The following is a 13,831-nucleotide window of genomic DNA, read 5'->3' on the forward strand; positions in this document are numbered from 1 at the left end:
CGGAATAGCGCGCTCTTACTCCCTTGACAGTTGAGGAAGAATCGAATAGTTTGAAGGTAGTAAGAAGAGATTAGATATAGTTTTATTTCTACGGAAATAATTTAGTAGGTACAAAAAGGGGGATGAGTATGAGCGAAAACCTTTTAGTTGTTGATCAAATCAGCTATAGATACCCTGAAAATACGAAATCTGCATTGGAAGATCTATCATTCTCCGTTCAAAAAGGGGAGTGGCTTGCAATTGTAGGTCACAACGGTTCTGGTAAATCAACACTTGCTCGTATTCTTAATGGTTTGTTATTGCCTCATACTGGGACAGTAACAATTGATGGTATAAAACTAAGTGAAGATACGATTTGGGATATTCGGAGAAAAATCGGTATGGTATTCCAAAATCCTGATAATCAATTCGTTGGGACGACTGTAAAAGATGATATTGCCTTTGGTATGGAGAATAACGGAATACCAAGAGATACAATGGCTGCACGAATTGAAAGAGTCATTGACTTAGTTAATATGAATGATTTTCTTGAACATGAACCACATCAACTATCTGGTGGGCAAAAACAAAGGGTAGCGATTGCGGGGGTTCTTGCTGTGCAACCCGATTTAATTATTCTTGATGAAGCTACCTCTATGTTAGATCCACTTGGCAGGACTGAGGTTATAGAAACAATACGAGAAATTAAAAATGAGAGCCTTATTACGGTTATGTCCATTACTCATGATCTAGAAGAGGCCGCTCGAGCCGATCGGATTATTGTGATGAATCAGGGACAATTATTCGCTGAAGGTAAGCCAGAGGATATTTTTGCCTTGGGTGATAAACTAGTCGAAATCGGTTTGGACTTACCCTTTTCTGTAAAGGTTTCTAAAAAACTACGTGCAATTGGAGTTCCACTTTCAAAGAATCATATAACAGAAGAAGGTTTGGTGGATGAGCTATGGACATTACAATCGAGAAACTAGAACATCGCTATCAGATTCGTTCACCGTTTGAGAGACTTGCTTTGTATGATGTGAATGCTGAGATTACATCTGGATCTTATGTTGCAATCATTGGGCATACAGGTTCAGGGAAGTCGACAATCCTACAGCATTTAAATGGACTTTTGCAACCTACTTCTGGTTCAATTACAATTGGTGAACGTACTATAAATGCTAAGCAGAAGGAAAAGAACCTAAAACCACTTCGAAAGAATGTTGGAGTTGTGTTTCAGTTTCCAGAGCATCAATTGTTTGAAGAAACAGTCGAGAAGGATATTTGTTTTGGACCTTTAAACTTTGGAGTCCCGTTAGAAGAAGCAAAAGTAAGAGCAAAACAGGTGATTCAAATGGTAGGCTTATCTGAAGAATTTTTGTCTAAATCACCATTTGATCTAAGTGGTGGTCAAATGCGCCGTGTTGCGATTGCGGGAATCCTAGCGATGAATCCTGAAGTTTTGGTTTTGGACGAGCCTACAGCAGGATTAGATCCGAGAGGCCGATTTGAAATTATGGAGATGTTCTATAATCTTCATAAAGAACGTGGTCTTACAACAATCCTCGTAACACATAGTATGGAGGACGCTTCACGATATGCAGACCAGATACTTGTTATGGAAAAGGGTACGATAAAGTATAAAGGAAGACCTGATGAGATTTTCGCCAATCCCGAGCAGGTCCTTGGGTTAGGTTTAGATGTACCTGAGGCTGTTAGATTGAAAGGGATGCTAGAAAAGAGATTAGGTATTGATATTCCAGTTGCGGCAAGTTTATCAGTAGATGAAATTGTACGCTACGTAGGAGAAGCCCTTAAAGGTGAGGGGGGCAAAAAATGAACATTATAATAGGACGATATATACCAGGTAATTCCCTTATTCACCAAATGGATCCAAGGGCAAAACTTCTGTTAATATTCTTTTATGTGTTTATTGTTTTTATTGCAAACTCAGTTCTCACCTATGCCTTATTAGGTTTATACACATTATCAATTATGTTACTAACGAGGGTTCCAATACGTTACATCCTATCTGGATTAAAACCAATTTTATGGGTTATTCTCTTTACCTTTGTTCTTCATATCTTTTTAACAAAGGAAGGGAACCTGCTTGTAGATTGGGGATGGCTTCAGATTTATGAAGGCGGCGTGACACAAGGGATTTTTATTGCATTAAGGCTATTATTTTTAATAATTATGACGACAATATTAACATTAACAAGTACTCCAATTGAAATTACGGATGGTATGGAGAGCCTGTTAGCTCCATTTAAGAAAATCGGTTTACCAACGCACGAGCTTGCACTTATGATGTCGATTTCACTTCGCTTTATTCCAACTCTTATGCAAGAAACGGAAAAAATCATGAAGGCTCAGGCAGCGAGAGGTGTTGAATTCACGAGTGGACCGATAAAGGATCGAATGAAGGCTGTTGTTCCTTTATTAATTCCTCTGTTTATCAGTTCGTTTAAACGAGCGGAGGAACTTGCAATTGCAATGGAAGCAAGAGGTTACCGTGGTGGGGAAGGACGCACTAAACTTCGTCAATTACAGTGGCGAGGCCTAGATACACTTATGCTTATAGCACTTTGTGTTACAGCAGTTATACTATTTATATTACGTGGATAATGAGGGAAAAAATGAGTCGTTACAAATGCATCATCTCGTATGATGGTACCCAGTTTTCAGGGTATCAGGTACAACCAAATAAACGAACAGTCCAATCAGAGATTGAACGTGTCTTGCAAGGAATGCATAAAGGCTATACTGTAAAAGTCGTCGGTTCGGGGCGTACAGATGCTAATGTTCATGCATTTGGACAGGTTATTCATTTCGATTCTGATTTAACCATTCCGATTGAGGGGTGGAAGCGTGCATTAAATTCAATGCTTCCTCAGGATATTCGAATACAATCAATTGAGAAGGCTGATCCACAATTTCATGCGCGTTTTGATGTAAAGGCGAAGGAATATCGCTACAGGTTATTACTTAGTAAAGATCTATGTGTTTTTAAACGCCATTATATGTATCATTATCCATATCCATTAGATCTATCAGCTATGAAAGAGGCAGCCTTACGACTGATAGGCACCCATGATTTTACGAGTTTTTGTGCTTCAAAGACAGAGGTGCAGGACAAGGTTCGTACAATCTACCAGATTAATATAGAAAAACAAAATGATGAACTCTTATTTTCGTTTATTGGGAATGGTTTTTTGTATAATATGGTAAGAATTCTTGTAGGTACACTTTTGGAGGTTGGAAGTGGCCAAATTGCATTAGAAAAGATGGGTACAATTATAGCTGGAAAGGATCGTTCCTTAGCAGGAAAGACGGCTCCGGGTCACGGTTTATACTTGTGGCAGGTCTTTTATGAGGATTGGAAGTAATTAGTACAAAAAAAACGTTATAACAACTAATCCTGGTGTAACATTTTCTTGACATTGTACCCTGAAAGATATATTATATTTTAGGTATGATATTTTAAATCCCACGTTAAAGCCCCGGAACTTTAATCGTGATTGAATAAAATATGAACTGTAAGAATTTAGGAGGGAAACTCATGCGTACAACATTTATGGCTAATGCTAATAATATAGAGCGCAAATGGTATGTTGTAGATGCTGAAGGTAAAACTTTAGGTCGTCTATCAACTGAGGTTGCTACATTACTTCGTGGAAAACACAAACCAACTTTTACACCACATGTTGACACTGGTGATAATGTAATCATTATCAATGCTGAAAAGATTGAATTAACTGGTAACAAATTAAACGATAAAATTTACTACCGTCACAGCCAATTCCCTGGCGGTCTTAAATCAAGAACTGCATTAGAAATGCGTACAAACTATCCAACAAAAATGCTTGAACTTGCAATCAAAGGTATGCTTCCAAAGGGTTCACTTGGTCGTCAAATGTTTAAAAAATTGCACGTTTATGCTGGAAGCGAACATCCACATCAAGCTCAACAACCTGAAGTTTACGAACTTCGCGGTTAATTATTAAGGAGGGTATTAATTTGGCACAAGTACAATATTATGGCACTGGTCGTCGTAAAAGCTCTGTTGCACGTGTACGTTTAGTTCCTGGCGACGGACGCATTGTTGTTAACGGCCGTGACGTTGCAGAGTATATTCCATTTGAAGCTTTAAGAGAAGTTGTAAAACAACCTTTAGTTGCTACTGAAACTGTAGGACGTTATGACGTTCTTGTAAATGTTAATGGCGGTGGTTACACTGGTCAAGCTGGCGCAATTCGCCACGGTATCGCTCGTGCGTTACTACAAGCTGATCCTGAGTTCCGTCCAACTTTAAAAGCAGCTGGTCTACTAACTCGTGACCCACGTATGAAAGAGCGTAAGAAATACGGTCTTAAAGGTGCTCGTCGTGCACCACAATTCTCAAAACGTTAATTATATTATCGTTTCAAGGCTCTCAACCAATTTGGTTGGGGGTCTTTTTTATAGCCAAAACGACGTATAGCTATTTATTGTGCGAGATAATAGTTTGATTTGTTCGCTTATTAATAATTTTATTTAAGCAGTTGCGTTACTGTCATTGATAAAAACAAATGCTCACACTTGGAAGTTCTTTCACTCACTTATTGAAGTTATTGTAATGTATACTGAAAAGTAAGGGGAAAATTATATAATAACGATTATCAGCAAACTATGTAGAGTGCTTTTCATATATGACGAATGGATAGACGATCTGTGTATGTTGTACTCGCATATTATTTGTTTCGACATGTCCTGTTGAGTTACGATATGGAGTATAGAACTCGTTTATAAGGAGGCAAAGTTTTATGAGTGGGTTTCCTAAAGATGCAATGCGTATGTTAAAGGAGACAAGTCGTACTTTCTATATCCCGATTACTTTTCTGCAAAAAGAGCTAAAGTACTCGGTTGCATCTGCTTACCTAGTTTTTCGCGCAATCGATGAAATTGAAGATCATGAAGAAGTAGACAATGAAGTAAAATACACAATTTTAATGCAGGTTAGTGACCTATTTAAAAAACCCTTTAATAATGAAGAATATTTACAAATAGTAGAGCCAGTTAAAGACTATCTACCTGAGGTATCACTTCGTCTTGAAGAATGGTTACTTGCTTGTCCTGATGCAGTTTTACCAATCCTAAGGAATGCTGCGCATGAGATGGCATATGGTATGGCAAAATGGTCAAAAGCGAATTGGAATATTCGTACTCGTGAAGATTTGGACGAGTATACATATTACGTAGCAGGCCTTGTTGGTGTAATGCTCTCAGAACTATGGTCGCACTATGGTGAAGAAAAAACAGACCGTGAACTTGCAATTGGTTATGGGCGTGGGCTTCAGGCTGTAAATATTTTACGCAACCAGAAGGAAGATTTGGATGAACGTGGTGTAAGCTTTGTACCTGATGGCTGGAAACGTGAGGATTTATTTGTCTACGCGGAGGAAAATCTAGCGAAAGCAGATGAGTATATGAAATCTCTACGTAAGAAAAGCATCATCTTATTTTGTCGTTTACCTCTTGCACTTGCGCAAAAAACGTTACATGCATTGAAAGAAGGGCGAGAAAAAATATCTCGTGCAGAAGTAGAACAAACGGTGGAGGAAGTCCAAACCAATTAACTTTGTATACTGGATTGAGTGTTGTCCTTAGCTATATCTTATTTTGAGTCTGCGATAAGGAGGTGTTGGTGATGACTAATACGATTGAACAAAGAAAATCTCAACATATTCAAATTTCATTGAACGAAAAGGTTACAGGGGATTCAATTTCAACTGGATTGGAGTCACTTGTGTTCGTTCACAATGCTCTTCCTGAGATAGATTTTAACGAAATCTCTATTGAAACCAGGTTTTTGGACTATGTTTATAAAACTCCATTTCTAATTAGTTCAATGACAGGTGGGACAGCCTTGGCTGAGACGATTAACCGGAACTTAGCAATAGCAGCCCAAGAAAGAGGATGGGCACTTGCTCTTGGATCCACTCGAGCGCTTCTAGACATCGACGGACATTCCTCGTCTTTTTTAATGAGGAAATATGCTCCGAGTATCCCAATCATTGCAAATCTTGGTGCTGTTCAGTTTAATTATGGATTTGGGTTAGAAGAGTGTAGAAAGATCATTGAATTAACTGAGGCAGATATGCTTGTTCTACATTTGAATAGCATTCAGGAAGTTATTCAGGATAATGGGGATACGAATTTTAAAGGGCTAATAAAGAAAATCGAACAATTGTGCACGATGTTGGAGGTTCCCGTTGGAGTTAAGGAAGTCGGTTGGGGAATAGACGGACAAACAGCAAGAAAGTTAATAGATGTTGGAATTTCGTTTATTGACGTTGCTGGTGCAGGGGGTACTTCTTGGAGCCAAGTGGAGAAATTCCGCTCGGAAGATCCAATCCGCCGAGCGGCAGCTGAAGCATTTAGTGGATGGGGAATCCCGACAGTAGAATCGATTAAGCTAGTTCGAAGTGAGAGTGGTGTTATTCCGCTTATTGCTAGCGGGGGAATGCAGACAGGTATAGATGCTGCAAAATCCATTGCATTAGGTGCTGATTTGGTAGGATTCGGTCGCTCGATTCTAAAAGAAGCGACCCAGAGTGCAGACGATGTCATTAAAATTATGAAAATCCGCGAGATGGAACTTCGTATGGCCATGTTTGGAGTGGGTGCCCTAGCCTTAGATACGTTGAAGGGTAACCCACGTCTAAAAGAACGTGGCAAAATTACGTAACCACTATTAAAACACTCTTTTTGTTATTAAACATGTAATATTACTCGAAGGCTCTAACCATTGGTTAAGAGTCTTTTTTGCGCTTGCGCATCCTAGTTAACAGCTGAATTTCCTTCAAGAAGATGGAAAACTTTGGTATGATATGAGTTAAAGAATAGATTCACGCGTACCTAGGAGTGGTGGTATTGGGTGGTATTATTATTGCGGTATTCGTCAGTTTGGGCATACCTCTAATGGCTTTTGTTTATGCATGTTATAAAAAACTACACATTCCATTTGTATTAGGCATGCTGTCATTTGTAGTTTCCCAGGTTTTATTGAGAATTCCACTTTTGGAATACCTGGAGAAAAATAGCACGAGCTATTTAATGTTTAGCGCAACACAACCCGTTTTGTATGCAATAGTTGTTGGGGGATTGACGGCTGGAATTTTTGAAGAAATGGCTCGGTTTTTAGCCATGCGTTACTTCTTAAAGATGAAAGAATGGAATTCAGGTTTCTTATTTGGGCTTGGTCACGGGGGTATTGAAGCCATTTTATTTGTTGGTATCAGTGCAGTACCACTAATATTTTCACCTACCGCCATCGCTTATAATGAGACTTACTTTATAAGTGGTATCGAGCGGTTCTTTGCAATTATTTTGCATATGGGGCTTTCGGTTATTGTACTAAAAGGGGTTGTGACAAAAAGGATATTTTATGTACTGCTAGCTATTTTGCTCCATAGTTTTATAAATTCAATAATAGGAATTTTACCGCTTTTTGTACCAAGAGGTATTGTATTAATTGTTTTGGAATCTACAATTGCAATTTTTGCAATAGTGGTATTTTGTTTTAGTTTACTACTAAATAGAAGGGGAGATTGATAATGAGGAAAATAGTATTGTTAGTCGTAAGCGCTTTGTTGATGTTGGCTCTGGTAGCGTGCGGTGGTAACGTTGACGAAGCAACCTCAGAAAAGTATGTGTCAAAGGCAGAAGATGTCATTTCTTTATTAAATGAGGGCAAGTATGGAGAAGTACATGATATGTTTGACAATCAGATGAAAGTTGGATTATCCGAGGAACAAATGGAACAATTAACTCCAATTATTGAACAATCAGGTAGATTTGAAAAAGTAGATAAATCTTCAATTGAGGAAAAGGATGGCTATTATGTTGTGGTTTTAGTTGCCAAATACAGCGATGAGAATCGGATTTATACGATATCATTCAATGAGAATGATGAGATTGCAGGGCTCTACATTAAATAGTAAATCACCTCTTGAAAAAAGGACTAAAACGGATGTTATACCTTTCTAACAACCGTTTTAGTCCACGAGTCGATTCTTCACTGCATATAGAGCTGCTTGTGTCCGATCAGCCAATTCTAGCTTCGCTAAAAGGTTCGATACATGTGTTTTAACTGTTTTTTCAGTGATGAAAAGAAATTTTGCGATTTCTTTATTACTCTTTCCTTTTGCAATTTCCTTTAACACCTCTAATTCTCTTTTTGTTAATTCATCTACGAGGTGTTTCTCCTGGTTTCTGTTAGTGGTTAGATTGGCTAATAGGTGTGAGGTCGCTTTTGGATGAAGTTGATTTTCTCCACCTATTATACGCTTGATAGATGCCAGAAGATCATCCGGCTCTATGTCTTTTAATTGGTAACCTGATGCGCCTGCTTCTAGGGCAGGTAAAACGTGATCCTGATCAGAAAAACTAGTCAGCATCATTATTTTTATGTCTGGTTGTTCTAATTTGATTACTTTCGTTGCCTCAATTCCGTCCATCACAGGCATAACTAAATCCATTAGTATTAAATCTGGTTTTAAGAATTTGGCTTGTTGAATAGCTTCTCTTCCATTTGCTGCTTCACCGACAATCTCAATCTCTTTTTGTGTTTGTAGGAAAAAGGCAAGGCCGCGCCTAACGATATGATGGTCATCCACAAGTAATATACGTATGCTCACAACAATCCCCCTAAAATGGAATGTAAACCTTTATTTCTGTTCCGGTTCCTGGTTTACTATTCAATAGAAAAGTTCCATCTAAATTTTCGGTCCTTTTTTTCATATTTCTCAATCCTAATGTCGGTATTTCCAAATTATTTTCGTGGTGGAAACCACAGCCATTATCCATAATGCTCATGGTTACACCAACTTCAGAGGCTTGAAAATCCAAAACGACCTCTGTTGTTTGAGAATGTTTTTTACAATTAGCTAGCGCCTCTTGTCCGATTCGCCACAATGCTTCTTCTACTTTTCCTGGAAGGCTTGTTGCACCTGTCAGTTTTGTTTCAATAGATAATCCTAGCATTTCTGCATAACTGCGTAAGGCGCTAATAAGGCCGTTTTCCAGACCATCCGGTCGTAATTGCCAGATTAAGGCTCTCATTTCCCCAAGAGCTTCTTGGGCTAAATCTTGTATATAGGTAAACGTCTCTTTTATGTCAGTGCTTTCAGTCATCTCAACCCCACCTCTTGCGGTAAGACTAAGAGAAAATAAGAGTTGATTAACGGAGTCATGCAAATCCCGAGCCAAACGGTTGCGCTCAGCAACAAGAGCGGTCTCTTGTTCGCGTTGCGTTAGTTTAATCCGTTTCAACGCGGTTCCGATTTGGTAGGCCACACTTTCTAGTAATGCAAGTTCATTTCTTTCAAAGTGAGTTTTATTGGGGGCACCCACATTCAGAATACCAAATCGTTCTTGGCCAGCGCGGAGCGGGACCGTTGCGTGATGGGATAGGCCACATGTTTCACCAGCACCCTCATCAAGGGCGTCCTCAATTCGTTTGCACTCGATTATATTCGTTGCCTTAGTGAGTTGTAGATTGTTGTACTTGTTTACACACCAACATTTATCTTGGCACATTCGTTGCTTTTGATTAGCAGCTAGAGCAGGTGGGAGGGCTTCGTCAGCTACAAGGTGTTGAGTACCGCTGTCATCGATTAGAAAAATCCAACCTGTTTGTAATCCGGTTACTTGGAGTAGTTTCTTCAATACAACTGTCAACACTTTCTTTGTGTCTGTTCCTTCGTTTAAAAGCTCAGCAATCTCTTTTAAAATAATACTTGATTGGTACCTATCTTCAACTGACATTAAATTCCCTCCCTTAAGTCAAGTAACTGTCTATATTATAACTCGTTTTTAATTTTCAGACTTCCCTTTTTTCTAAGTTGTTGTGATCGGTGCCCTGTACTCGCAATCCGCTCTAGCGAGGCCGAATCCCTTCACAGAGGGTAGTTATTGTAGGGTCTGCCTCAAGTAAGTGGTGTTGACGTCTGGGTCCTACGCAATGGGAACCCGCGAACCCTGTCAGGTCCGGAAGGAAGCAGCAGTAAGCGGACTCTCCCATGTGCCGTAGGGTTGCCTGGACCGAGCTAACTGCTTGAGTAACGCCTGGGGTAACTATTCGACGGAAGGTGCACGGCAGTTATACTACATAAATTAACTCACTCATTCGGGTGAGTTTTTTTATTGTCTTGACGTAAGTGTCACCAGTTTTTGTTATATTCATCGCCACGTTGGGTTTTTAAGTGTGACTATTTCCATTTAGTATCGATTGTCTAGTACACTTAGAGTTTTTCCTATTTTTTAATGAATGTTATAATCACTTTGTACAGTATATTCACTTCCTGTATAATAAGAGTTGACGATAAGAAGGAGGGGCAAGATCAATGGCATATCAAGCATTATACCGTGTCTTTCGGCCGCAGGCATTTCAAGATGTGGTGGGACAAGAACATATAACAAAAACTTTGCAGAATGCCCTTCTTCAAGAAAAATTTTCTCACGCCTATCTTTTTTCAGGACCAAGAGGGACAGGTAAAACAAGTGCTGCAAAGATTTTTGCTAAAGCAGTTAACTGTGAACGTTCTCCTGTTGCTGAACCTTGTAATGAATGTGCAGCATGCCGAGGGATTACAGACGGATCTATATCTGATGTGATTGAAATCGATGCTGCATCAAACAACGGTGTTGATGAAATAAGAGATATTCGAGATAAGGTAAAGTACGCGCCAAGTGCTGTAAGATATAAGGTTTATATTATTGATGAAGTACATATGCTTTCCATCGGTGCGTTTAATGCATTGTTAAAAACATTAGAAGAGCCTCCTAGACACGTCATATTTATTTTAGCAACTACAGAACCTCATAAAATTCCTTTGACAATCATTTCAAGATGTCAACGTTTTGACTTTCGTCGCATCACAACCCAAGCAATTGTTGGTCGAATGAAAACTGTTATTGCAGAACAAAACGTAACTGTAGCAGACCCTGCACTATATGTAATAGCAAGAGCTGCTGAAGGTGGAATGAGGGATGCGTTAAGTTTACTAGACCAGGCAATCTCTTTTAGCGATGATGAGGTAAATATTGACGATGTACTCATGATTACAGGTGCTGTGTCTCAAACCTTTTTAACGAATGTCGTTCGAGCAGTTCGAGACCGTGATGTCCGAACAGCCTTAAAGACGTTAGATGAAATGATGGACCACGGAAAAGATCCGATGCGCTTTATTGAAGATTTAATCTTTTATTATCGAGATATGCTTTTATATCAAACGGCCCCTCAGTTAGAAGAGGTTTTGGAGCGGGTTTTAGTTGATGAGGACTTTACGGAATTAGCGAAGAGTATTCAGAACCAAGAAATTTATGAAACCATTGATGTATTAAATCAAGCCCAGCAAGAAATGAAGTGGACGAACCATCCGCGTATATTCCTAGAGGTTGCTATTGTGAAGTTAAGCCAAATGGACCCACATCAGAGTCCTGATTCACTTCCCCAGCTTGAGGGCTTAATGAACAAAATAAATATGTTAGAGTCTGAACTTGCATCAATTAAAGAAAAGGGAATTACGACTCAATCACAAGATTCAAAACCAGCAGAAAAGCGTCCACAAAAGTCAGCAAGAGCTGGCTATAGGACTCCTGTAGGTAGAATTAATGAGGTTTTAAAGACCGCAACAAGGCAAAACCTTGATTTATTAAAAGGAAAATGGGGCGATATGCTCGAACAGCTGCGGAGTCAAAACAAAGTATCTCATGCTGCTCTTTTAATTGAAAGTGAACCAGTTGCGGCTTCTTCGGTAGCCTTTGTGTTGAAATTTAAGTATGAAATTCATTGTAAAATGGCATCAGAAAACGCAGAAGTAAAAGAAAATCTAGAAAATATCCTTTTTACATTAACCGGGAAAAAGTTAGAAATGATTGGTGTACCCGATGATGAATGGGGTAAAATTAGAGAAGAGTTTATCCGTGGGCAACGAACCGATGATGATCAAGGGCCTGAAGAAACAGAGGACCCTCTTATTGCGGAAGCAATGAAAATCGTAGGTGCCGAGCTCATAGAAATAAAAGAATCATAATAGAGTAAATCTAAGGAGGAAATGAACATGATGCGTGGTGGCGGAATGGGAAATATGCAAAAAATGATGAAACAAATGCAGAAAATGCAAAAGGATATGGCAAAAGCACAGGAAGAGCTTGCTGAAAAGGTAGTAGAAGGTACTGCTGGTGGTGGCATGGTTACTGTAAAAGCAAATGGCCAAAAAGAAATTATTGACGTTATTATTAAAGAAGAAGTGGTAGATCCAGAAGATATCGAAATGCTACAAGATCTTGTCTTAGCTGCAACGAATGATGCTCTTAAGAAAATCGAAGACCTAACAAATGAAACAATGGGTCAATTCACAAAAGGAATGAACCTACCGTTCTAATTGTCGGTTGAAAGGACTTAGATAGATATGCATTATCCTGAACCAATATCTANCTCTATTATCTCTTGATGAGGTCCTTCATAGAATACTGTTTGCCACCCATTCGTATTTTTATAAGGTCCTTCTATTCTTCGCAAGTCTGTAAACTGCAGCATAACATCCTCAAGGTTATTAACTTCAAAACAGATATGAGCATTTGAGTAGTTTCCTTGCATGGTTGATACTAACTCCAATCGAAAGCCATTCAAAATCAAAAATACAATGTCTTCTCCCATAAACGTGAGACGTGTTTCCTCCTTGAAGCCAAACTGTTTTATAAAATACGCACTTGTTTCTTCTAACTCACTTACTTCAAGACCGTAATGGTGAAATCTCATAGCCGACCTCCACTTATATAATCAGGTTCATATCCCCAAACTCATGCCATAAATAGTTGTGTTCAATCGCTTGATGATATGCCTTAAGCAAATGCTGTTCGGATATAAATGCAGAAAGCATATCTAGATGACTGGCTTCAGGTTCATGAAACCCAGTAATGATGCCATCTGCAATTTGTAATGGAAAGCGATGATTAATATATAACTTGGTAGTACCTGAAAGTGTTCCTGAGAGTGTTGCACTTTCAAGTGCTCTAACCACAGTAGTCCCAACCGCAATGACTTTGTTTCCAGCTGCTTTTGTCTTTTGAATCTTCTTCATGGTCTCTCTAGAAATATAATAGTTTTCCTCATTCTCCTCTGGGCCATGGTGCCACTGGTCATCGAGTAGATAGCTCAATCCAGTATGGAGTTGTATAAATTCAACCTTAATCCCTTTTTTCATCAATGTAAATAACAGTTCCCAGGTAAATGCCCTCCCAGCCGAAGGCATTTCTACTGATCCTGGGTGACTTGCAAAAACAGTTTGATAATAGTCCAATTCCCATGGTTCATCTATATATTCGTAACGAACGGGTTCTCCGATTGAGTAAATTATATTTAGAAGGTCAGTTCCTTTTTTACTAAACCTTAATACTTTGAGTGGTGAATTCGCTTTGATTCCAATTACTGTTGCAGATAATTCGTGTGAAAAGAGTATAGTGTCACCAGAATCTACACCAGTTTTATCAATAAGTGCTTCCCAAACGTCTGCCTCACAACGTCTGGCTAATCTCACCTCAATGTTTGTTTCGGTTTGCGAATTTACCCTCAATAATTTCGCATGTAATACCGCAGGAATGGTACGGCTATTATTTAAAACAACTAGGTCACCAGGTTGGAGATAATCTGGTAATTGAAAAAAGTGCGAATGCTGAATGCTCCCAGTGTAACGATTAAGTACCATCATCCGTACATGGTCTCTTCTGATGCCGCGTTTTTCAGGGGGCACTGATGCGTTTAGTTCTGTTGGTAAATTGTAATCAAAAGTATTTGTTGCCATAC

The 13,831-nt window shown here is 39.0% G+C and carries 15 protein-coding genes and 1 other RNA gene; 13 read left to right on the forward strand and 3 right to left on the reverse strand.

Annotated features, from left to right (window positions below; all coding sequences use genetic code 11):
• Positions 1-128: 128 nt before the first annotated feature.
• From CZ490_RS18400 to CZ490_RS18445, 10 genes are all read left to right on the forward strand, one after another.
• A complete protein-coding gene (locus tag CZ490_RS18400) occupies positions 129-968 on the forward strand; it encodes an energy-coupling factor ABC transporter ATP-binding protein (protein ID WP_077620239.1) in 840 nt (279 codons plus the stop codon).
• A complete protein-coding gene (locus tag CZ490_RS18405; RefSeq protein ID WP_077620240.1) occupies positions 944-1,819 on the forward strand; it encodes an energy-coupling factor ABC transporter ATP-binding protein in 876 nt (291 codons plus the stop codon). The genes CZ490_RS18400 and CZ490_RS18405 overlap by 25 nt, the downstream gene beginning before the upstream one ends.
• Positions 1,816-2,607 carry an energy-coupling factor transporter transmembrane component T family protein gene (locus tag CZ490_RS18410; protein WP_077620241.1) on the forward strand — a complete coding sequence of 264 codons (792 nt, stop codon included), beginning with the start codon at positions 1,816-1,818 and terminating at the stop codon, positions 2,605-2,607. The genes CZ490_RS18405 and CZ490_RS18410 overlap by 4 nt, the downstream gene beginning before the upstream one ends.
• An 11-nt stretch (positions 2,608-2,618) precedes the next feature.
• Positions 2,619-3,368, forward strand: coding sequence for a tRNA pseudouridine(38-40) synthase TruA (gene truA, locus CZ490_RS18415; protein WP_077620242.1), 750 nt, complete (start codon positions 2,619-2,621; stop codon positions 3,366-3,368).
• 173 nt (positions 3,369-3,541) lie between these two features.
• Positions 3,542-3,979 (forward strand): 50S ribosomal protein L13, encoded by a 438-nt coding sequence (gene rplM, locus CZ490_RS18420; RefSeq protein ID WP_077620243.1) that lies wholly within the window; start codon positions 3,542-3,544, stop codon positions 3,977-3,979.
• 20 nt (positions 3,980-3,999) lie between these two features.
• Positions 4,000-4,392: a 30S ribosomal protein S9 gene (gene rpsI, locus CZ490_RS18425; protein ID WP_077620244.1), complete on the forward strand. Its 393-nt coding sequence runs from the start codon at positions 4,000-4,002 to the stop codon at positions 4,390-4,392.
• 392 nt (positions 4,393-4,784) lie between these two features.
• A complete protein-coding gene (locus CZ490_RS18430) occupies positions 4,785-5,597 on the forward strand; it encodes a squalene/phytoene synthase family protein (protein WP_077620245.1) in 813 nt (270 codons plus the stop codon).
• Between the two features lie 71 nt (positions 5,598-5,668).
• Entirely contained in the window at positions 5,669-6,709 is a 1,041-nt protein-coding gene (gene fni, locus CZ490_RS18435; protein ID WP_077620246.1) for a type 2 isopentenyl-diphosphate Delta-isomerase, read from the forward strand.
• 185 nt (positions 6,710-6,894) lie between these two features.
• The gene (locus CZ490_RS18440) at positions 6,895-7,575 is read left to right on the forward strand and encodes a YhfC family glutamic-type intramembrane protease (protein WP_077620247.1); all 681 of its coding nucleotides are present in this window, start codon (positions 6,895-6,897) and stop codon (positions 7,573-7,575) included.
• Between the two features lie 2 nt (positions 7,576-7,577).
• Positions 7,578-7,961 (forward strand): DUF3887 domain-containing protein, encoded by a 384-nt coding sequence (locus tag CZ490_RS18445; protein WP_077620248.1) that lies wholly within the window; start codon positions 7,578-7,580, stop codon positions 7,959-7,961.
• Positions 7,962-8,018: 57 nt separating this feature from the next.
• Here CZ490_RS18445 and CZ490_RS18450 read toward each other — a convergent pair whose 3' ends face one another.
• Both CZ490_RS18450 and CZ490_RS18455 read right to left on the reverse strand, forming a co-directional pair.
• Entirely contained in the window at positions 8,019-8,660 is a 642-nt protein-coding gene (locus tag CZ490_RS18450) for a response regulator (RefSeq protein WP_077620249.1), read from the reverse strand.
• 10 nt (positions 8,661-8,670) lie between these two features.
• On the reverse strand, positions 8,671-9,789 hold the full coding sequence (locus CZ490_RS18455; RefSeq protein ID WP_077620250.1) for a GAF domain-containing sensor histidine kinase: 1,119 nt from the start codon (positions 9,787-9,789) through the stop codon (positions 8,671-8,673).
• 80 nt (positions 9,790-9,869) lie between these two features.
• On the opposite strand from CZ490_RS18455, the gene ffs reads away from it, so the two are divergent.
• From ffs to CZ490_RS18470, 3 genes are all read left to right on the forward strand, one after another.
• An RNA gene (gene ffs, locus CZ490_RS18460) (signal recognition particle sRNA large type) lies at positions 9,870-10,120 on the forward strand.
• Between the two features lie 247 nt (positions 10,121-10,367).
• The gene (gene dnaX, locus CZ490_RS18465; RefSeq protein WP_077616976.1) at positions 10,368-12,059 is read left to right on the forward strand and encodes a DNA polymerase III subunit gamma/tau; all 1,692 of its coding nucleotides are present in this window, start codon (positions 10,368-10,370) and stop codon (positions 12,057-12,059) included.
• Positions 12,060-12,089: 30 nt separating this feature from the next.
• A complete protein-coding gene (locus CZ490_RS18470; protein ID WP_010285585.1) occupies positions 12,090-12,410 on the forward strand; it encodes a YbaB/EbfC family nucleoid-associated protein in 321 nt (106 codons plus the stop codon).
• A 390-nt stretch (positions 12,411-12,800) separates the two neighbouring features.
• Here the strand turns inward: CZ490_RS18470 and CZ490_RS18480 are convergent, their stop codons facing one another.
• On the reverse strand, positions 12,801-13,829 hold the full coding sequence (locus CZ490_RS18480) for an S-adenosylmethionine:tRNA ribosyltransferase-isomerase (RefSeq protein ID WP_077620252.1): 1,029 nt from the start codon (positions 13,827-13,829) through the stop codon (positions 12,801-12,803).
• Positions 13,830-13,831: the final 2 nt, after the last annotated feature.

It is taken from the genome of Litchfieldia sinesaloumensis (genome assembly GCF_900156865.1).
GTDB lineage: Bacteria > Bacillota > Bacilli > Bacillales > Bacillaceae_L > Ferdinandcohnia > Ferdinandcohnia sinesaloumensis.